At 71.2% G+C, this 20,067-nt stretch carries 20 protein-coding genes; 14 read left to right on the top strand and 6 right to left on the bottom strand.

Annotated features, from left to right (window positions below; translation table 11 throughout):
• The first annotated feature begins 247 nt into the window (after positions 1–247).
• Both OG900_16860 and OG900_16855 read left to right on the top strand, forming a co-directional pair.
• Complete coding sequence (locus OG900_16860) at positions 248–1,441, top strand: RtcB family protein (protein WUH91613.1); 1,194 nt, start codon at positions 248–250, stop codon at positions 1,439–1,441.
• 144 nt (positions 1,442–1,585) lie between these two features.
• Positions 1,586–2,773 (top strand): polysaccharide lyase family 7 protein, encoded by a 1,188-nt coding sequence (locus tag OG900_16855; protein ID WUH91612.1) that lies wholly within the window; start codon positions 1,586–1,588, stop codon positions 2,771–2,773.
• 57 nt (positions 2,774–2,830) lie between these two features.
• Here OG900_16855 and OG900_16850 read toward each other — a convergent pair whose 3' ends face one another.
• The 5 genes from OG900_16850 to OG900_16830 all read right to left on the bottom strand — a co-directional run bounded on the left by OG900_16850 (position 2,831) and on the right by OG900_16830 (position 6,523).
• Positions 2,831–3,310: a phospholipase gene (locus OG900_16850; protein ID WUH91611.1), complete on the bottom strand. Its 480-nt coding sequence runs from the start codon at positions 3,308–3,310 to the stop codon at positions 2,831–2,833.
• Positions 3,311–3,518: 208 nt separating this feature from the next.
• Positions 3,519–4,283, bottom strand: a complete 765-nt coding sequence (locus OG900_16845; protein ID WUH91610.1) for an SDR family oxidoreductase — start codon at positions 4,281–4,283, stop codon at positions 3,519–3,521.
• A 118-nt stretch (positions 4,284–4,401) separates the two neighbouring features.
• Complete coding sequence (locus tag OG900_16840) at positions 4,402–4,872, bottom strand: hypothetical protein (GenBank protein WUH91609.1); 471 nt, start codon at positions 4,870–4,872, stop codon at positions 4,402–4,404.
• A 69-nt stretch (positions 4,873–4,941) separates the two neighbouring features.
• A complete protein-coding gene (locus OG900_16835; GenBank protein ID WUH91608.1) occupies positions 4,942–5,808 on the bottom strand; it encodes a bifunctional 5,10-methylenetetrahydrofolate dehydrogenase/5,10-methenyltetrahydrofolate cyclohydrolase in 867 nt (288 codons plus the stop codon).
• Between the two features lie 76 nt (positions 5,809–5,884).
• Positions 5,885–6,523: a cyclodeaminase/cyclohydrolase family protein gene (locus OG900_16830; protein WUH91607.1), complete on the bottom strand. Its 639-nt coding sequence runs from the start codon at positions 6,521–6,523 to the stop codon at positions 5,885–5,887.
• 144 nt (positions 6,524–6,667) lie between these two features.
• Here OG900_16830 and OG900_16825 point away from each other — a divergent pair, with 144 nt between their 5' ends.
• The 3 genes from OG900_16825 (at position 6,668) to OG900_16815 (ending at position 8,627) form a co-directional block, all read left to right on the top strand.
• Positions 6,668–7,234 (top strand): dihydrofolate reductase family protein, encoded by a 567-nt coding sequence (locus OG900_16825; GenBank protein WUH91606.1) that lies wholly within the window; start codon positions 6,668–6,670, stop codon positions 7,232–7,234.
• A 164-nt stretch (positions 7,235–7,398) separates the two neighbouring features.
• Positions 7,399–8,202, top strand: a complete 804-nt coding sequence (locus OG900_16820; protein ID WUH91605.1) for a hypothetical protein — start codon at positions 7,399–7,401, stop codon at positions 8,200–8,202.
• Positions 8,203–8,357: 155 nt separating this feature from the next.
• Positions 8,358–8,627 (top strand): hypothetical protein, encoded by a 270-nt coding sequence (locus OG900_16815; protein WUH91604.1) that lies wholly within the window; start codon positions 8,358–8,360, stop codon positions 8,625–8,627.
• A 59-nt stretch (positions 8,628–8,686) separates the two neighbouring features.
• Here OG900_16815 and OG900_16810 read toward each other — a convergent pair whose 3' ends face one another.
• Complete coding sequence (locus OG900_16810) at positions 8,687–9,115, bottom strand: hypothetical protein (protein ID WUH91603.1); 429 nt, start codon at positions 9,113–9,115, stop codon at positions 8,687–8,689.
• Between the two features lie 349 nt (positions 9,116–9,464).
• On the opposite strand from OG900_16810, the gene hemL reads away from it, so the two are divergent.
• From hemL to OG900_16765, 9 genes are all read left to right on the top strand, one after another.
• On the top strand, positions 9,465–10,772 hold the full coding sequence (gene hemL, locus OG900_16805) for a glutamate-1-semialdehyde 2,1-aminomutase (GenBank protein ID WUH91602.1): 1,308 nt from the start codon (positions 9,465–9,467) through the stop codon (positions 10,770–10,772).
• Entirely contained in the window at positions 10,769–11,464 is a 696-nt protein-coding gene (locus OG900_16800) for a histidine phosphatase family protein (protein WUH91601.1), read from the top strand. Before hemL ends, OG900_16800 begins: the two co-directional genes overlap by 4 nt.
• A 549-nt stretch (positions 11,465–12,013) precedes the next feature.
• On the top strand, positions 12,014–13,297 hold the full coding sequence (locus tag OG900_16795; GenBank protein ID WUH91600.1) for a hypothetical protein: 1,284 nt from the start codon (positions 12,014–12,016) through the stop codon (positions 13,295–13,297).
• A gap of 123 nt (positions 13,298–13,420) precedes the next feature.
• Positions 13,421–14,032, top strand: a complete 612-nt coding sequence (locus OG900_16790; protein WUH91599.1) for a TlpA family protein disulfide reductase — start codon at positions 13,421–13,423, stop codon at positions 14,030–14,032.
• Positions 14,033–14,051: 19 nt separating this feature from the next.
• On the top strand, positions 14,052–14,810 hold the full coding sequence (locus OG900_16785) for a cytochrome c biogenesis CcdA family protein (protein ID WUH95799.1): 759 nt from the start codon (positions 14,052–14,054) through the stop codon (positions 14,808–14,810).
• A 4-nt stretch (positions 14,811–14,814) separates the two neighbouring features.
• Positions 14,815–16,491, top strand: a complete 1,677-nt coding sequence (locus OG900_16780) for a cytochrome c biogenesis protein ResB (protein ID WUH91598.1) — start codon at positions 14,815–14,817, stop codon at positions 16,489–16,491.
• Complete coding sequence (ccsB, locus tag OG900_16775) at positions 16,488–17,600, top strand: c-type cytochrome biogenesis protein CcsB (protein ID WUH91597.1); 1,113 nt, start codon at positions 16,488–16,490, stop codon at positions 17,598–17,600. Before OG900_16780 ends, ccsB begins: the two co-directional genes overlap by 4 nt.
• A 35-nt stretch (positions 17,601–17,635) precedes the next feature.
• A complete protein-coding gene (locus OG900_16770) occupies positions 17,636–19,087 on the top strand; it encodes a menaquinone biosynthesis decarboxylase (protein ID WUH91596.1) in 1,452 nt (483 codons plus the stop codon).
• Positions 19,084–20,016, top strand: coding sequence for a 4-hydroxybenzoate octaprenyltransferase (locus tag OG900_16765; GenBank protein WUH91595.1), 933 nt, complete (start codon positions 19,084–19,086; stop codon positions 20,014–20,016). Before OG900_16770 ends, OG900_16765 begins: the two co-directional genes overlap by 4 nt.
• Positions 20,017–20,067: the final 51 nt, after the last annotated feature.

Here is a 20,067-nt window from a genome sequence, read left to right as displayed (position 1 = left end):
TGCCGCCTCTCGATCGGAAGGCGCCAGGATCGCGGCGGATTGGACCGGAATGCGTACGCCGGTTGACCCGCTGCGGTAATTCCTTGGCGCGCATGAGCGAACCCTGGACACAATGTCTACCGCACGCCTCACCGAAACCGCCCGCTGGGGTGGGTTTATCGGGTGACGCGTTCCCTTGTTCGACGAATCAGGCAGTTGCGCCGATTCGTCTCATTTCTCACTGATGGTCGATGTCCGGGGGGCAGCCATGTCGTACACCGAAGTGCCCGGGGTCCGGGTGCCGATCCGCATGTGGACCGACCCGTCCACCGTCGACAGCGGCGCGATGCAGCAGCTCCGCAACGTCTCCACGCTGCCCTGGATCAAGGGCCTCGCCGTGATGCCCGACGTCCACTACGGCAAGGGCGCCACCGTCGGCTCCGTCATCGCCATGCACGGCGCCGTCTGCCCGGCCGCGGTCGGCGTCGACATCGGCTGCGGCATGAGCGCGGTGAAGACCTCGCTGACCGCGAACGACCTCCCGGGCGACCTCTCCCGCCTCCGCGCCAAGATCGAACAGGCCATCCCGGTCGGCCGCGGCCTGCACCGCGACCCGCTCGAACCGGGCCGCTTCTTCGGGCTGACCACCGCCGGCTGGGACGACTTCTGGACCCGTTTCGACGGAGTGGCCGACGAGGTCCGCTTCCGCCGGGAGCGGGCCACCCAGCAGATGGGCACGCTCGGATCGGGAAACCACCACATCGAACTCTCCCTCGACGAGGACGGCGCGGTGTGGCTGACCCTGCACTCGGGCTCGCGGAACATCGGCAAGGAACTGGCCGAATTCCACATCGGCGAGGCGCAGAAGCTCCCGCACAACCAGGGCCTGGTCGACCGCGACCTGGCGGTCTTCGTGTCGGACACCCCGCAGATGGCCGCCTACCGGCGCGACCTCTACTGGGCGCAGGAGTACGCGAAGTGGAACCGCACGCTCATGATGACCCTGTTCAAGGACGTCGTCCGTCGTGAACTGAAGAAGGCCAAGCCCACATTCGAGCCGGAAATCTCCTGCCACCACAACTACGTGGCGGAGGAGCGCTACGACGGCATGGACCTGCTGGTCACCCGCAAGGGCGCGATCCGCGCGGGCACCGGCGACCTCGGCATCATCCCGGGCTCCATGGGCACGGCGACCTACATCGTGCGCGGCCTGGGCAACACCGCGGCCTTCAACTCGGCCTCCCACGGGGCAGGCCGCAAGATGAGCCGCAGCGCGGCGAAGAAGCGCTTCTCCACCCGCGACCTGGAAGACCAGACCCGCGGAGTCGAGTGCCGCAAGGACTCCGGTGTCGTGGACGAGATCCCGGGCGCGTACAAGCCGATCGAGAGGGTCATCGAGCAGCAGCGCGACCTGGTCGAGGTGGTGGCCAAGCTCAAGCAGGCCATCTGCGTCAAGGGCTGACCACGGTCCGGCCTTCGTCGGGCCGGACGGTCCTGGAGCCCCCGCCCTCCGTCGGCCGCTCATTGACGGGGTGGCGGGGGCGTGTTATTCAACTGGGGCGCACCCTTTGGACTAGACCATCCTCTAGGCTTAAGGACCCCCCACATGAAAAGCCGTTCAAGAGTGCTCGCGGCGGTCAGCGCCGCGGGTGTCGTCGGGGCGCTCGGGCTGTTGGGCTCGCCCAGTGCCTCGGCCGCGAGTGCCGGGGCGATCACCGGCCTCGGTGGCAAGTGCGTCGACGTGGCCTCCGCTTCGAGTGCCAACGGGGCGCATGTGCAGCTGTACGACTGCAACGGGTCGGCCGCGCAGAGCTGGACGGTCGGCAATGCCGACAACTCGGTTCGGGCGCTGGGCAAGTGCATGGACGTGACGGCCGCGTCGACGGCCAGCGGCGCCAAGGTGCAGCTGTACGACTGCAACGGCACCGCGGCGCAGCAGTGGACCGCGAGCAACGGGCAGCTGGTCAACACCGGCTCGGGCAAGTGCCTGGACGCGACCGGCCAGTCGTCCGCCAACGGCAACCAGCTGCAGATCTGGACGTGCACCGGCGCGGCCAACCAGAAGTGGACGCTGCCCGGCGGGTCGACGCCGCCGTCCGGGGGGCTCGACACCGGGGTGGCGCCCGGCGGGAACTTCAACCTGTCGGTGTGGGAGCTCCAGGAGCCGGTCGGCTCGCCCGGCTCGCCCACCACGATCTCGTCGTCGCGGCTGCAGGGCTCGGGCGGCTACCAGGACTCGTACTTCTCCACCGACGGGTCGGACGGCGCCATGACCTTCTGGGCGCCGGAGAAGGGCGTCACGACGCCGAACTCCAACTACGCCCGCTCCGAGCTGCGGGAGATGAACACCAACGGCAGCGCCGCCGACTGGTCGCTGGCCGGCACCCACCGGCTGAACGCGACGCTGCGGGTGGTGTCCGTGACGTCGAACGTGTGCGTCGGGCAGATCCACCTCGGCTCGGGCGGCACGTCCACCAAGCCGTTGATCGAGCTGTATTACCACTCCAACGGCGACATCGTCGCGGGCGTGGAGAACTCGCCGGACGGCGGCCAGACCACGCACACCGTGGGCCATGTCGCGGTCGGCACCAAGTGGAGCTACACGATCGGCGTGTCCGGCGGCAACACCATCGACCTGACCGTCAACGGGAGCGTGACGCACTACGCCATCCCGTCGTCCTTCAACGCCTACAAGCAGTATTTCAAGGCCGGCTCCTACAACCAGTCGTCCTCCGACAGCACCACCAACGGCGCCCGCGTCGCCTTCTACGCCCTCACCGTCGCGCACAGCTGACGGCCGGGAGGGCCGGCGGGCCGGGGCCTTGCGAGAGGTCCCGGCCCGCCGGGCACGTCAGGCGGCGCTCCGAGCGGGCCTGGCCGAGCCGAAGATGTCCACCGCGTGGTAATACGTCCACGCGGTGGCGTCGCAAGCGGACTTGGTCGCGCCGGAATAGCCGGCGCAGACCCTTTCGAGGTCGGCGTAGAGCATGTTGTCCAGCCGGGCCTTGTTGGCGCTGAAGGTGCCGGCCTTCTTGTAGTTGCGGTAGCCGAAGTCGTGCCGGGCGCAGGCGGTCTTGAAGGGGAAGCCCAGCGGGTTGTCGGGGGAGTCCGAGCAGTAGTCGGTCGACCAGTCGAAGCCGTAGGCCGACCAGGCGGCCTGGTCGTTGCGGGCGGCGAGCCAGGTGTTGTAACTGGCGGCGCTGGTCTGGGTCCAGCTGCTGAGCACCTGCGCCTTGTCGGCGGGCGCGGCGCCTGCCGGGGCGGCGGCGGCGAGCACGGCGGGCAGGGACAGGACGGCGGCGGCGAGGGGGAGTGCCAGGCGGACGCGCATGAGCGAACCTCCGGTACGGACGCGCACGGACGACCGCCCCGGGCCGCGGGGGGCGGCTCGGGGCTGGCCCGTGCCGAGGGGAACGGGTGCCGTACGGATCTACGCGCGAAGACCGGACGCGGACATGATTCCCGGCGCCGGGGCACCGTTAACCCCCGCGGGGGCGGAAGTTGACGGTGGGCCAGGAGTTCACCCGCCCGTGTGACGGCTACCGCTCGCGGTGCACCTTGTAGTTGGACGCCTGGGCGCGCGGCCGCAGCACCAGCAGGTCGACGTTGACGTGGGCCGGGCGGGTGACGGCCCACGCCACGGTGTCGGCGACGTCGTCGGCGGTCAGCGGCTCGGCCACACCGGCGTAGACCGCGGCGGCGCGGTCCGCGTCGCCGCGGAAGCGGGTGAGGGCGAACTCGTCGGTCTTGACCATGCCGGGGGCGATCTCGATGACCCGCACCGGCTGGCCGTTCAGTTCCAGCCGCAGCGTCTCGGCGATGACGTGGGCGCCGTGCTTGGCGGCCACGTAGCCGCCGCCGCCCTCGTACGTCGCCAGGCCCGCGGTCGAGGACAGGACGACGATCGTGCCGTCGCCCGATGAGCTGAGCGCGGGCAGCAGGGCCTGCGTGACATTGAGCACGCCGAGCACGTTGACCTCGAACATCGCCCGCCAGTCCGCCGGGTCGGCGGTGGCGACCGGGTCGGTGCCGAGCGCGCCGCCCGCGTTGTTGACCAGGACGTGCAGCGGCGGGTAGGCGTCCAGGCCGCCCGCGAAGGCGTCCACGGCGGCCCTGTCGGTCACGTCGAGGGCGTGGACGGCCACACTGCCTCCGGCCGCGGTCAGTTCCGCGGCGAGGGCGTCGAGCCGTTCCGTGCGGCGCGCGGTGAGCACGACGTGGAAGCCGGCGGCGGCGAGCCTGCGGGCGGTGGCGGCGCCGATACCGCTGCTCGCGCCGGTGACCACTGCGGTACGGGTGCTCATGTCGTGCTGCCTCTCGGGTGGTGCGCTGCGTTTCCCGCAGCATATGCGGCGGCTTCCGCGGTACGTACGCCCGTCCGTCCGTGGACCCGTGGGCTCCTACGCCCGCGGCGCCGCGCGCTCAGGCCGCGGCCAGCGCCCGCAGCATCACCCGCTGCTCGAAGGACAGCAGCGCGACCGTGGCGGCGCACATGGCGCCGGCCAGCGCGATGTGCGCGGGGCCCGACGTCACCTGCATGCCGGCCGCGCCGAGCGCGACGTGCACGGCGGCCCGCAGCGCGATCAGGCCGACCGCGATCTTGCGGGTGCGCCTGCCCTTGAGCAGCGCCTTGGCCATCTTCAGCCGCCCGCGCATCACCGTGCGGGCCAGCACGATGTTCGCCGCGACGGAGGCGGCGAGGAAGATCCAGGCGTGCGGGGAGGACCTGACGATGTCGTAGGAGGCGCCCATCAGGCCTTCGAAGGCGAAGAACCACACCGGGACGGCCTTGAAGCCCGCCGCGCCGCCGGGGCACTGTGCGCCGGCCTCAACGGCCTTGCCGGGCTCGGTGTCCTTGCTGTCCAGGGTGCGCGGTGCGTCGGTGATTGCCATGGCATGAGCATCGCCGTCGGCCGGGTGCGGGCGGCAGAGCCGTACATCCGTAGTCGGGCATGACAGATGTCACTGGTGCCCGGCGACGGCCCTGCTCGCGGCGAGCGCGGTGTGCTGGAGCAGCAGCGCGGTGGTGACCGGGCCGACGCCGCCCGGCACGGGGGACAGCGCCGCGGCCAGGCCGGCGACCGACTGCGCGTCCACGTCGCCGGTCAGGCCGCCGTCCTCGGTGGGGTTGGTGCCGACGTCCACGACGATCGCGCCCGGGGCGAGGTGGCCGGCGGTGATCAGCCCGGGGCGGCCCGCCGCGGCTACGACGATGTCCGCGGTGCGGGTCACCGCCGCCAGGTCGGCGGTGCGCGAATGGCACACGGTCACCGTCGCGTCGCGGTCGAGCAGCAGGTGCGCGAGCGGCTTGCCGACGACGGTGGAGCGGCCGACGACGGCGACACCGCGGCCGGCGAGCCCGACGCCGTGCGCGTCCAGCAGGCTGACGACGGCCTCCGCGGTGGCGGGCGCGAAGGCGTGCAGGCCCGCGGCCAGCCGGCCCAGGCTCAGCGGGTTCGCGCCGTCCACGTCCTTCTCCGGCGCGATGGCCCCCGCCAGGTCGGCGGCGGAAGCGCCGGGCGGCAGCGGCGTCTGCAGGATCACCCCGTGCACACCCGCGTCGGCGCTCAGCGCGGCCAATTCCTCGCGGATCGCGGCGGCTTCGGCGTCCGCGGGCAGCCGTACGGTGTCGCACGCGATGCCGGCCTTCGCGGCGGCCCGGGTGATCGACCGCACATACCAGGCGGTGCTCTCGTCCTCGGTCGCCACGACGACCACGAGCCGCGGCTTCACGCCCGCCTCCCGCACCAGCTGCTCCGCGATCCCCTGCGCCTCGTCCCGCAGGACGGCGGCGGGCGCGGCACCGGTGAGCGGAACGGTCTCGGTCATGGCGACGACTCCTCGGATACGGCCCGGCGGGCGGCCGGGCGGCTCTTGTCGGACGGGGGGCGGCGTACGGCCCGGGTCAGCGGGTCAACGTCCCGCGTACCGCCTCGGTCACCGCCGCGGCCCGCTCGGCGAGCGGGTCGACGTCGCCGGTGGACGCCGACAGGCCGGCGCGGGCGGCGGGGTCCTTGATGCCGGCGAGGTTGACCTCGACATTCACCCGGGCGGTGGTGGCCGCCGCCCTGGCCGCCTCCGCCGCGGCGGCGACGTCCGTCACGACGTTCGGGTTGCCGATCGGCAGCAGCTCCTCCGCGAGGCCGACGATCCGGCGGGCCACGCCGATGACGTCGGCGGGCGGCCGGGCGGCTCCGGCGAGGGCCTGGGCGATGGCCGCCGACCTGGCGGCCTTCTGCGCCTCGTCCGCGCGCGGCAGCGCGTACGCGTCGGTCACGGCGGTGAAGGCCGCCGCGTCGGCGGCGGCCAAGTCCAGGGCGGCCGAGCGCAGTTCGTCGCTCTCGGCGGTGATACGGGCGATGGCGGCGGCCTGGGCGGCGTATTTCTCACCGGTGCTGTAACGGGCGACCATGCCCAGCAGGGCCGCGCCCTGGGCCGCGTGCAGCGCGGCCGCCGCTCCGCCGCCGGGGGCAGGCGACCGGGCCGCCAGCCGGTCCAGATAGCCGCCGACCGTCTCGTCCTGGAACCGCGCCTGACCGTGCACCCGGGTCGCCTCTCGTGCCGCCGTCCTCGTACGCGGGGAGCCTATCGCGCGCCGAAACCGCTGGTCGCGGCCATTGTCGGACCGTGGCGGCACAATTCGGGTGACACGTGGATCCCCGGCACCGAGAAGAGGAGCACCAGCACGATGCGAAAGATCGTATTGATGATGTCGGTATCGCTCGACGGTTTCATGGAAGGGCCGCATCGCGAGATCGACTGGCATCTCGTGGACGAGGAGCTGCACAGCTACTTCAACGCGCACCTGAGCACCATGGGCGCATTTCTCGACGGGCGTGTCACATACGAACTCATGGCCGAATTCTGGCCGACCGCGGACGAGGACCCGTCGGCTTCCGAGCCGGTGAAGGAATTCGCCCGTATCTGGCGGGACATGCCCAAGATCGTCTACTCGCGGACGCTGGAGAGCGCCGAGTGGAATGCCACCGTCGTCCGCGAGGTCGTGCCCGCCGAGGTCGAGGCCCTCAAGGCGGAGCCGGGCGGCGATCTCGCCCTGGGCGGCGCCGACCTGGCCGCCGCCTTCGCCGAGCACGACCTCATCGACGAGTATCTGGTCTACGTGCACCCGGTGCTGCTGGGCACGGGCAAGCGGCTCTTCGCGGGCGCCGCCGGCCGCGTGAGCCTCCGGCTCGCCGACACCCGCAGGTTCGGGAACGGGGTGGTGCTGCTGCGCTACGCCCGCGAGCGCGGCTGAGGAGGCGGCGCCGTGCTTCGTGCGCTTGGCGCCGACTTCGCCGGAATTGAGCGGGCGATCTTTTCGAAAGCCTCACAAGTGCCCCGCAGGGCCTTCGATGAGGTGCTGTTAGCGTTTTGCGGTCAGCCGGCCTTGCAGCAGCACAGAAAGCCATAAGCCGAAAAATGGACTACTGCTACCAATGCCGTCGCAACCTCAACGGTGCACTGGTGTGCCCGGGTTGCGGCGCGTACGCCCCGGACATCGCACCGCCCGTGTCGGCGTACGGGCCGCCCTATTCCGGTGAGGAGCCGATATCGGCGATATCGGCCGCGGCGCTGATGCCGGAAACGCTGATGTCCGAGCCCCTGATGCCGGAACAGCCGAGGCAGCGCGCGAGCCACCGGTCGGGACGCCCGCCCGCCGTGGAGCCGGCAGGGGTGGCCGTGCTGCCCGCCGGCGGCGGACGGGCCGCCAGGCGGCAGCAGCAGGCGCGCTGGCGCAAGAACCGCCGCAGGGCGGGGGTGGCGACGGCCGTCGCGCTGGCAGGCGGCGGCCTGACGATCGCGGCGATGCCGACCGGCGGCTCGGGAGACGGCACTTCGGCCGCGTCGACGACCCCGGACCTGCCGGTGGGCGACACGCTGCCCACCGTGCCCGCGCCGGTCGCCACCGCGCCGCAGACGGCGGCGCCGAAGCACGCGGGCCGGCCGGCCGCCCCGCACCCGGCGGCGACGACCGCGCCGCGGCTGACGACGTCGATCCCCGTCGTCCGGCGCACGGCGGCCCCGCAGGTCACCGCGACCCGGCAGCCGATGACGCAGCCGGTCGCGACCCAGGCCCCGGTCACGCAGCCGGTCGCGGCCACGCAGAGCCCGGCCCCGGCGCCCACGACGACCGCGCCGGACCGGCCGCCCGCGACCACGGCGCCGGCCACCACCGAGCCGCAGTCGCCGCACGAGGTGTGCATCCTGCTGATCTGCCTGTGACCCGCCCTCCCGGCGGGTCGTCCGGCGGCGGCGGTGTGCGGCGGGGACCGTACGGCGAGGGCTACGCGGCAGGGGAGAGATCCGCGACGCGACACGCGGGTCCCGCCCACTGGATGTCTCGTACAGATGTTCGAACGTATGCGAGAATCCCAGGCATGCACCACCACACCTTCCCCGCCGACCTCGTCCAGGCGCAGCGCGACTGGTACGCCACGTATCGCCAACTGGCCGGCGCCGCCGGCTCCCAGACCACCGTGTTGCGCCGACGTCTGGTGCGGCTCTCGGTCCAGGTCACCGCGCATCCGTACTGGGCGACCGTGCCCAACAGCGCGCCCGCCGCGCGTATGCAGCTCAAGGCGCTCGCCTGGAGCGAGGATGCGGCCGACATGCCCGCCGGCAGGGATGCCGGCGCCACGGCCGGGTGACGTGCCTGCTGGGGGAGCCCCGCGGGTCCAGCGGGACTCGCGGGGGCTAGGGACAGGCCCTACGGCCAGACCAGGCAGTAGAGCTGGTGGCCCGACTCCTGGCAGCGGCGGGCGAAGTCCTGCCATTCGTGCAGCATGCGGTAGATGACGAAGGCGTCGCGCGGGCCGCGGCGGTCGGGCACGGTCGACCATATGAAGGCCGCGGCGCCGAGGGACTCCTCGTTGGCGTTCCGCAGCGGCTCCACGACGGAGGCGGGCAGCCGGACGACGGCGTAGTCGGGGTGCAGGACGACCAGTTCGAGCGGCGGGACCTTGGCCGGGGGTATGCCCTCGATGCCGGTGAGGACCATCGCCGCCATCGTCTCCGGCTTGACCTTGGTGTAAAGGCCCTGGCCGAGTTCGTCGCCGCCGAGCTCCTCCGGGCGCATCGAGATCGGGACGCGGGCCGCGGTGGCACCGTCGGGCGCACCGAAGTACTTGTAGGTCACCCCCACTCGGCCACCCCTGCTCCTGCCCTCTGCGGTCGATCGGCGTTCGTTCGTGTCGCGCTCGCGGTGATCGCGGTGTTGCTGTTGCTCGTGGTGTTCTGGATCGCGTGGTTCTGGACTGCTCGGCTCTGCGGTGTGTCGATTCTGCGGGGTGCGGCGGCGCTTGCCGGTCGGGCGGGCGTCGTCGGGATCGGGTACGTGTTCTCCCGGTCCTTCGCCCGGACCGCCACCCGTCTGCTGCATTCCACTACCCGACCATCTGCCGCCCCAACCATGCAACCCGATCATCGTCTCAGATGCACGGTTGAGACGTTGTGGCGCAACGCCCGGGGTTTGAGAGCATGTGTCTGTGAGCTATCCGTACGAAGCACCAGTGTCCCAGGAACTGTTCGACCGCGCGGCGGCCGTGACCCCAGGAGGCGTGAACTCTCCGGTCCGGGCCTTCCGCGCCGTGGGCGGTACGCCCCGCTTCATGGTGTCCGGTACCGGTCCGTACCTCACGGACGCCGACGGACGCGAGTACGTGGACCTGGTCTGCTCGTGGGGACCGATGATCCTCGGCCACGCGCACCCCGAGGTGGTCGCCGCCGTCCAGGACGCGGTGACCCGCGGTACGTCGTTCGGCACGCCCAGTGAGGGCGAGGTCGCGCTGGCCGAGGAGATGGTGGCCAGGGTCGAACCGCTGGACCAGGTACGGCTGGTGTCGTCCGGCACCGAGGCGACGATGTCCGCGATCCGGCTGGCCCGCGGCTTCACCGGGCGGGCGAAGGTCGTCAAGTTCGCCGGGTGCTACCACGGCCACGTGGACTCGCTGCTGGCCGCCGCCGGCTCCGGCCTGGCCACCTTCGGGCTGCCGGACACACCCGGCGTGACCGGCGCGCAGACCGGGGACACGATCGTGCTGCCGTACAACGACCTGGACGCGGTGCGGGCCGCGTTCGCCGCGCACCCCGGGCAGATCGCCTGCGTCATCACCGAGGCGTCGCCCGGCAACATGGGCGTCGTGCCGCCCCTCGACGGCTTCAACGCCGGGCTCAGGGACCTGTGCGCGGCCGACGGCGCCCTCTACGTCTCCGACGAGGTCATGACCGGCTTCCGGGTCAGCAAGGCCGGTTGGTACGGGCTCGACGGGGTCCGCCCCGACCTGATGACCTTCGGCAAGGTCATGGGCGGCGGCTTCCCCGCGGCGGCCTTCGGCGGGCGCGCGGACGTCATGGCGCAGCTCGCGCCGGTCGGCCCGGTCTACCAGGCGGGCACCCTGTCGGGGAATCCGGTGGCGACCGCGGCCGGGCTCGCGCAGCTGCGGCTGCTGGACGACGCGGCCTACGCGACGGTGGACGCGGTCTCCGCGGAGATCCAGGGGCTGGTGACGGCGGCGCTCGGCAAGGAGGGGGTCGCGCACCGCCTCCAGACGGCGGGCAGTATGTTCTCCGTCTTCTTCACGGACGAGGAGGTCCGTGACTTCGAGGGGGCGAAGCGGCAGCAGGCCTACCGCTTCACCCCGTTCTTCCACTCGATGCTGGCGCAGGGCGTGTACGTGCCCCCGTCGGCGTTCGAGTCCTGGTTCGTGTCGACCGCACACGACGAGCGGGCCGTGGAGCGTATCGCCGCCGCGCTGCCCGCCGCCGCACGTGCCGCAGCGGAGGCCCACGTATGAGCAACGCCGGTTCTGGCAGCGACGAGTTGACCGTGGTGCACGTCGTGCGGCACGGCGAGGTCCACAATCCCGGCGGGGTGCTCTACGGCAGGGCGCCCGGCTACCACCTGTCCGAGCTGGGCCGGCGGATGGCCGACCGGGTCGCCGAGCACCTCGCGGAGCGGGACGTCACCTACGTGGTCGCCTCGCCCCTGGAGCGCGCCCAGGAGACGGCGGTGCCCATCGCCAAGGCGCACGGCCTGGACCTCGCGGCGGACCGCCGCCTCATCGAGGCCGCCAACATCTTCGAGGGCAAGACCTTCGGGGTCGGCGACGGGGCGCTGCGCAAGCCGGCCAACTGGAAATACCTCACGAACCCCTTCCGGCCGAGCTGGGGAGAGCCGTACGTCGACCAGGTCGTGCGCATGACCGCGGCCGTCGGTGCGGCTCGGGACGCCGCTCGCGGGCATGAGGCGGTGTGCGTCAGCCACCAGCTGCCGATCTGGATCCTGCGCTCCTACGCCGAGCGGCGGCGGTTGTGGCACGACCCGCGCCGCCGGCAGTGCACGCTGGCCAGCGTGACCAGCTTCACGTATCGCGGTGACGAGATCGTCTCCGTCGGCTATTCCGAGCCGGCCATCGACCTCGTGCCACCCCACCTCCGTGGTGGTGGCGCCAAGCCCCCGAAGGGCACCAAGGCCTTCGGGGCCTGACGCCCCTCCCGGCCCACCCCGCGCCAATCCCCTGGCCGGGGGGTTCTGCGGTCCCGTCGCGTCGGTGGGTGCCAATCCCCCGGCCGGGGGTTCCTGCGGTCCCGTCGCGTCGGTGGGTGCCCGTCCCCTGGCCCGCTGGGTTCTGCGGTTCCGTCGCGTCGGTGGGTGCCACCCAGGGGCGCGGGGAACTGCGCGCTCAGCCCCCACCGGCCGGTGGTCCGGTACGGACCGAACAGCCCCCTCGGGTCGGTGACGACCCGCGCGCCCGGTGGGGGCTGAGCGCTCCGTTCTCCCCCAGAGCTTCGCGTGGGGGTACCCCCACGCGCCCCTCTGGCTTGCCCTCTTCTGGAAGAGGTGCTGCCCGTGAGTTCGCGCACCCCGCAGGGGGAATCGGCCGGGAGGGCGAAAGGGCGGGGGCCGTTTGGGGGGTATCGGGATGATTTGACCGAAATAGGATAATGCGCGAGGAACGTGTGGACGTCATGGTGGGCGTCCACGCTTCCGCCCGCCTCAGCTGCAGGACATGCACGCCGAGAGACGGGGAATCGCATGGCTGGGATGAGCCGGAGGAGTCTGCTGACGACAACCGCGGGAGCGGCGGCCGGGCTGGCCGTCGCGGGGTGCGGGACGGGGAAGAAGGCCGGGGGCACGGATCGGACGGGGGAGCCTTCGGGGGCCAGCGGGGCGCACGCGCCGGCCAAGACGGTGACGCTGATCGGGGACGGGAGCACCGCGTACACCGGGGACCAGCCGAACCAGCCGGACGTGCACCGGCTGGAGCCGGGGCAGACCCCGCCGCAGTTCGTGATCTTCTCCTGGGACGGCGCCGGCGAGGTCGGCAACGGACTCTTCCCCCGCTTCCGCAAGCTCGCCGCCGACCACGGCGTGTCCATGACCTTCTTCCTGAGCGGGCTCTACCTGCTGCCCGAGGACAAGAAGCTGGAGTACGCCCCGCCCAACAGCCCTCTCGGCGCCTCCGACATCGGCTACCTCGCCGACGACCACCTGCGGATGACGCTGGACAACGTCCGGGAGGCCTGGCAGGAGGGCCATGAGATCGGCACCCACTTCAACGGCCACTTCTGCGCCGGCGTCGGCAGCGTCGGCCGCTGGACCCCGGCGGACTGGAAGAGCGAGATCGACCAGGCCAAGGCCTTCGTGACGACCTGGAAGACGCAGACCGGCTGGCACGGCGAGGACCCGCTGCCCTTCGACTACGAGAAGGAACTGATCGGCGGCCGCACCCCGTGCCTGCTCGGCCAGGACCAGTGGCTGCCGACCGCCGCCGCGCTGGGCTTCCGCTACGACGCCAGCTCGCCGGGCGGCAACCAGATCTGGCCGGCGAAGAAGCAGGGCGTGTGGGACCTGCCGCTGCAGCTGATCCCCTTCCCCGGGCACACCTTCGAGGTGCTGTCGATGGACTACAACATGCTGGCCAACCAGTCGCACGCGGCGACCAGCAGCGACTCGCGCAACTACCCGTACTGGCGCGAGCAGGCCACGGCGTCGTACATCGCCGGCTTCGAGCGGGCGTACCGGACCAACAGGGCGCCCTTCTACATCGGCAACCACTTCGAGGAGTGGAACGGCGGGATCTACATGGACGCGGTCGAGAACGCGTTCAAGTACATCGCCGCCGCCGGGCACGACGATGTGCGCATGGTGTCCTTCCGGCAGTTCGTGGACTGGCTGGACGCGCAGGACCCGGCGGTGCTCGACCGGCTGCGCCGGCTGGAGGTCGGCCAGGCGCCGTCGCAGGGCTGGAAGGACTTCATGACGATGCCGGCCCCGGTGCCCGCGGAGACCACCTCGTCGGAGGCCCCCGTGGCCTGACCGCGGCGGCCCGCTCCCGCCCGCCGGCGCCATCATCTGGTCCTTACTTGGGGCGATTGCCGCTTTTGGTGCCGGTGTCGGGGGTGTGGAAGATCGCCCGGAGGCCCATGCGAAACTTTTCACATGAGTCCTACGCGCGCCCCTCGACGTCGCCCGCTCCGCAGTGCCGTCGCACTGGTCGGAGCCGCCGTCGTGGCGCTGGCGCTCGCCGCCTGCTCGTCGTCCTCGACCGGCTCGAACTCGGGCAGTTCCAACTTCGTCAGCGGCAGCGGCGAGATCACCGTACTCAAGCCCGCGGACCGCGAGCCGGCCCCCGACCTGTCGGGGAAGACCGTGGCGGGCGGGCAGGACAGCCTGGCCGCGTACAAGGGCAAGGTCGTCGTCATCAACATCTGGGGCTCCTGGTGCGGCCCCTGCCGCGCCGAGGCCCCCCACCTGGTGGACGTGTCGGCCGCGGACAAGGCCAAGGGAGTGCAGTTCCTCGGCATCAACACCCGGGACCTGACCGCCTCGAACGCCGCCGCCTTCACCAAGCGCTACGGCATCACCTACCCCAACCTCTACGACCCCTACGGCAAGCTGATCCTGCGCTTCCCCAAGGGCAGCCTCAACCCGCAGAGCCTGCCCGCCACACTGGTCATCGACCGGCAGGGCCGGCTCGCGGCACGGGCACTCAAGCCGCTCGGCGAGGACGACCTGAACCAGCTGATCGACCCGATCGCCGCGGAGAAGTGACGTGGTCGGCAACGGCGGGCTGATCGCCCTGGCGGTCGACGAGAACCAGACGGTGCTCACCGGAGCGCTGCTGGCCGCCATCCCCGTCGCGATGTTCGCCGGCCTGATCTCGTTCTTCTCGCCCTGCGTGCTGCCGCTGGTCCCCGGCTACCTGTCGTACGTCACCGGGGTGACCGGCACCGACCTGGCCGAGGCCAGGCGGGGCAGGATGCTGGCGGGCGCGTCGCTCTTCGTGCTCGGCTTCAGCGCCGTCTTCGTCTCCGGCGGCGCCCTCTTCGGCAACTTCGGGCAGACCCTCCAGGTCCACCGCGAGATCCTGACGAAGATATTCGGCGCGCTGACCATCGTGCTGGGCCTGGCCTTCATGGGCATCGTCGGCGGGGTCACCCAGCGGGAGTTCCGCTTCCACACCAAGCCCGCGCTGGGCCTGGCGGGGGCGCCGCTGCTCGGCGTGCTGTTCGGACTCGGCTGGGCGCCCTGCGTCGGCCCGACCCTCGGCGCGGTCAACGCGCTGGCCTTCAGCGACGCCAGCGCGGGCCGCGGCGCCCTGCTGATGGCCTTCTACTGCGCGGGACTCGGCGTCCCCTTCATCGTCGCGGCCATAGCTTTCCGCCGTACGCTGGGCGCCTTCGCCTGGGTCAAGCGCCACTACGTGTGGGTGATCAGGACCGGCGGGACCATGCTCGTGGCGGTCGGCGTCCTGCTGGTCACCGGAGTGTGGGAACACATCACCTACCAGATGCAGATCTGGTCGAGCAGCTTCACCCCAGGGATCTGAACCCATGAGCATCACGGAGAAGACCGAGCGCGAAGACCTCGGCGCGGCGGGCGCGCAGCTGAGCACCGCACCCGCCGACACTTTCGCGGAGGCGCCCGCCCTCGGGCTGCTCGGCTGGGCGCGCTGGATGTGGCGGCAGCTGACCTCGATGCGGGTCGCGCTGATCCTGCTGTTCCTGCTGTCGCTCGCGGCGATCCCCGGCTCGCTGATCCCGCAGCACAGCGACCAGCTCAAGCTCGACGCCTTCAAGGCCAAGCACACCACGGTCAGCCCGATATACGAGAAGGTCGGGCTCTTCCACGTGTACAGCTCGCCGTGGTTCGCGGCGATCTACATCCTGCTGTTCGTCTCGCTGGCCGGCTGCATCGTGCCGCGCAGCTGGCAGTTCGTCGGCCAGCTGCGGTCCCGGCCGCCCCGCGCCCCGCGCAACCTCACCCGGCTGCCCGCGTACAGCACATGGCGCACCGACGCGAGCCCGGAGGAGGTGGCCGAGGCGGCCCGCAAGGCGCTGCGCGGGCGGCGCTTCCGCACCAGCGTCACCGACACCTCGGTGGCCGGCGAGAAGGGCTACCTGCGGGAGTTCGGCAACCTGGTCTTCCACGTCTCGCTGTTCGGGCTGCTGATCGCCTTCGCGCTGACGTCGCTGGAGAAGGCGGAAGGCGGCAAGCTGGTCGTCGAGGGCGACGGCTTCGTCAACAACCTCACCCAATACGACGACTTCAGCGGCGGCACCCTCTACGGAGCCGACGATCTCCAACCCTTCGGCTTCGACCTGGACAACTTCGAGCAGAAGTACGCCACCAGCGGCCCGGAGAAGGGCACCGCGCTCAAATTCCAGGCCAACATCCACTACTACAGCGGCACCGACGGCAAACCCGTCCAGGGCAAGATCTCGATCAACCACCCGCTGAGCATCGGCGGCGAGAAGGTCTACCTGATCTCGCACGGCTACGCGCCGGTCGTCTCCATCAAGGACGGCAAGGGCAACGTGGTGCGCGAGATCGTGCCGTTCCTGCCGCAGGACACCGCCATGACCTCGCCCGGGGTCATCAAGGCGCCCGACACGCTCGGCACCGACGGCAAGCCGGACCAGCTGGCCTTCCGCGGCATCTTCACCCCGACGGTGGCCCTGAACGCCACCCGGGGCTGGTATTCCACCTTCCCGACCCTGCAGAAGCCGATGCTGATCCTGAACGCCCTGCACGGCGACCTCGGTATCGACTCCGGCGCCCAGCAGAACGTCTACCAGCTCGACGACACGCACCTGAAGTCCTTCACGGACGACAAGGGCAACCCGTTCGCCAAGGCGATGCAGATCGGCGACACCATGGTGCTGCCGAACGGCGCGGGCAGCCTCACCTTCGAGGGCGTCAAGACCTGGGCCAGCTTCAGCATCACCCACCAGTCGGGCAACGAGGGCGCCCTGATCAGCGGCGTCGGCGCGATCCTGGGCCTGGCCGGGTCGCTGTTCATCCAGCGCCGCAGGATCTGGGTGCGGGCGGCGCGGGCCGAGGACGGCGTGACCGTCGTGGAGATGGGCGGCCTCGGCCGCAGCGAGTCCGCGCGGATCGCCGACGAGATCGGCGACGTAGCCCTGCAACTGCTCCCGGACGCGCCTGTCAAACCCGAGGACGAGGACGAGACCACAGCCGTGAACGACGACGAAGGAGCGCGCGCGTGAACATCGCTGCCGCGGTCAACGAGAACTTCGCGAACAACAGCAACTACCTCATCCGGTCGGCGATGTTCGTCTACGCCCTCGCCTTCCTCGCGCACCTGGCGGAGTGGGTCTTCGGCGGGCGCAGCAAGATCGCCGTGCAGTCGGCGGCGCTGATCGAGGAGGCGAACGCCAAGGAGGCCGAAGCCGAGGTGGCCAGGCAGAAGGCGGCCCGGCAGGTCACCGTGAAGACCGCGGCGGGCAGCACGGTCACCCTGGAGCGCCCCGAGGTCGTCACCCGCGCCTCGGCCAGCGACCGCGGCATCGCGGACGGCCCCGGCGCCGCGGGCGGCGACGAGAAGGGCGACCGCTACGGCCGTATCGCGGTGTCCTTCACGGTGCTCGCCTGGCTGCTGCACGCCACCGGCGTCGGCTTCCGCGCGGCCTCCGTGCAGCGCGCCCCCTGGGGCAACATGTACGAGTTCTCCACCACCTTCGGCGCGGTCGCCGTGGGCGCGTACCTGCTGCTGCTCGCGCTGAAGAAGGACGTCCGCTGGATCGGGCTGTTCCTGACCACCACGGTGCTGCTGGACCTGGGCCTGGCCCTGTCGGTGCTCTACACCTCCAGCGAGCAGCTGGTGCCGGCGCTGCACTCGTACTGGCTGTGGATCCACGTCTCCTGCGCGATCATCTCCGGCGCGATCTTCTACCTGGCCGCGGTCGGCACGATGCTCTTCCTCTTCCGCGACCACTACGAGGTCGCGGTCACCGCGGGCAAGGCGAGCGACGGCCGTTGGGGCGACATCATGCGGCGGCTGCCGTCCGCGGCGAGCCTGGACAAGTTCGCCTACCGCATGAACGCCCTGGTCTTCCCGCTGTGGACCTTCACCATCATCGCGGGCGCGATCTGGGCGCAGGCCGCCTGGGGCCGCTACTGGGGCTGGGACCCGAAGGAGACCTGGGCGTTCATCACCTGGGTGGCCTACGCCTGCTACCTGCACGCCCGCGCCACGGCCGGCTGGAAGGGCCGCAAGGCGGCCTATCTGGCGCTGATCGCCTTCGGCTGCTTCCTGTTCAACTACTACGGCGTGAACATCTTCGTCAGCGGCAAGCACTCCTACGCCGGGGTCTGACGAACCTGCCGGAGCGGGATGCGAGACTGGTCGGCATGGCTTACGACGATCTCCGCTCGTTCCTCCGGGCGCTGGAGAAGGAGGGCGACCTGCGGCGGATCACCGCCGAGGTCGACCCGTACCTGGAGGTCGGCGAGATCACCGACCGGGTCAACAAGTCCGGTGGCCCCGCGCTTCTCTTCGAGAACGTGCGGGGCTCGGTCGCGCCGCTGGCGATGAACGTCTACGGCACCGACAGGCGGCTGCTCAAGGCGCTCGGCCTGAAGTCCTACGGCGACATCGGCGAGAAGATCGCCGGCCTGCTCAAGCCCGAACTGCCGCACGGCTTCGTCGGGGTGCGGGAGGCCTTCGGCAAGCTGGCCGGGATGGTGCACGTGCCGCCGAAGAAGGTCAAGGACGCCCCCGTCCAGGAGGTCGTCCTGACCGGCGACGACGTCGACCTCGACGCGCTGCCCGCGCTCTTCACCTGGCCGCAGGACGGCGGCTCGTTCTTCAACCTGGGCCTGACCCACACCAAGGACCCGGAGAGCGGCGTACGCAACCTCGGCCTCTACCGGCTCCAGCGGCACGACCGGCGCACCATCGGCATGCACTGGCAGATCCACAAGGACAGCCGCAACCATTACCAGGTCGCGCAGCGCCGCGGCGAGAGGCTGCCGGTCGCCATCGCCTTCGGCTGCCCGCCCGCCGTCACCTATGCCGCGACCGCGCCGCTGCCCGGCGACATCGACGAGTACCTCTTCGCCGGCTTCGTGCAGGGCAAGCGGGTCGAGCTGGTCGACTGCAAGACCGTGCCGCTCCAGGTGCCCGCGCAGGCCGAGGTGGTGGTCGAGGGCTGGCTGGAGCCGGGCAAGATGCTGCCCGAGGGGCCGTTCGGCGACCACACCGGCTTCTACACCCCGCAGGAGCCCTTCCCCGCGCTGACCGTCGAGTGCGTGACGATGCGCAAGAAGCCGGTCTTCCAGTCGCTCGTGGTGGGCCGGCCGCCGACCGAGGACGGGCCGCTCGGGCGGGCCACCGAGCGCTTCTTCCTGCCGCTACTCAAGATCATCGTGCCGGACATCGTGGACTACCACCTGCCCGAGGCGGGCGGCTTCCACAACTGCGCGATCGTCTCGATCGACAAGAAGTATCCCAAGCACGCCCAGAAGACGATGCACGCCGTCTGGGGCGCCCACATGATGTCGCTCACCAAGCTGATCATCGTCGTGGACGCCGACTGCGACGTCCACGACCTGCACGAGGTCGCCTGGCGGGCGCTGGGCAACACCGACTACTCCCGCGACCTGACCGTCGTGGAAGGACCCGTCGACCACCTGGACCATGCCTCCTACCAGCAGTTCTGGGGCGGCAAGGCCGGGATCGACGCGACCCGCAAACTGCCCGAGGAGGGCTACACGCGGGACGGGGGCTGGCCGGAGATGGTGCTCTCCGACCCGGAGACGGCGGCGAAGGTCGACCGCCGATGGAGGGAGTACGGCCTGTGAGCGCGGAATCCGCCACCCCGGACCGGCTATTCGGACGGCAGCCAGGACCGAGCCCCGACGGCAGGGTCAAGGCCTTCCTGCGGCTGGTGATGATCGAGCACTCGGTCTTCGCGCTGCCCTTCGCCTACATCGCCGCCCTCACCGCGATGTTCCGCGACGACGGCTCGGTGCACTGGGGCGAACTGCTGCTGATCACCGTGGCGATGGTGGGCCTGCGCACCTTCGCGATGGCCTGCAACCGGATCATCGACCGGGAGATCGACGCCCGCAATCCGCGTACCGCCTCCCGTGAACTGGTCACCGGCGCCCTGTCCGTGAGGTCCGCGTGGACGGGCGCGCTGATCGCCGTCGCGGTCTTCCTGGGGGCCGCCGCACTGCTCAACCCGCTGTGCCTGGCGCTCGCGCCGGTCGCGGTGGTGCCGATGGTGGTCTATCCGTACGGCAAGCGCTTCACGAACTTCCCGCACGCGATCCTGGGCCTGGCGCAGGCGATGGGCCCGATAGGCGCGTGGCTCGCGGTGACCGGGACCTGGGCCTGGCAGCCGGTGGTCCTCGGCCTCGCGGTGGGCGTGTGGATCGGCGGCTTCGACCTGATCTTCGGCTGCCAGGACGTGGCAGCCGACCGGGCGCACGGCGTGAAGTCGGTGCCGGCCCGCTTCGGCATCCCCGCCGCGCTGCACGGCGCCCGGTTCTGCCACGCCGTCACCACGGCCCTGCTCGTCTGGTACGGAGCGGCCACCCACGCGGGCGGCTTCTGGTGGACGGGCCTGGCGGTGGTCGCCGGGGCCTTCCTCTACGAGCACTCCATCGTCCGGCCGCACGACCTGAGCCGGCTCAACCGGGCCTTCTTCACCGTCAACGGCATGATCGGCATCACGCTCTTCGTCTTCGCGCTCCTCGACCTGCTCGCGCGCGGCCTCGGCACCTGAGGCGCCGGGGCCGCGCGGGCGGGTCCCGCTCCGCGGGGCGGCTCGAAGGGC

This window comes from Streptomyces sp. NBC_00433, from assembly GCA_036015235.1.
Lineage (GTDB): Bacteria > Actinomycetota > Actinomycetes > Streptomycetales > Streptomycetaceae > Actinacidiphila.
Note: the sequence above shows the minus strand (reverse complement) of the source record. Positions and strands in the feature narration are given on the sequence as shown.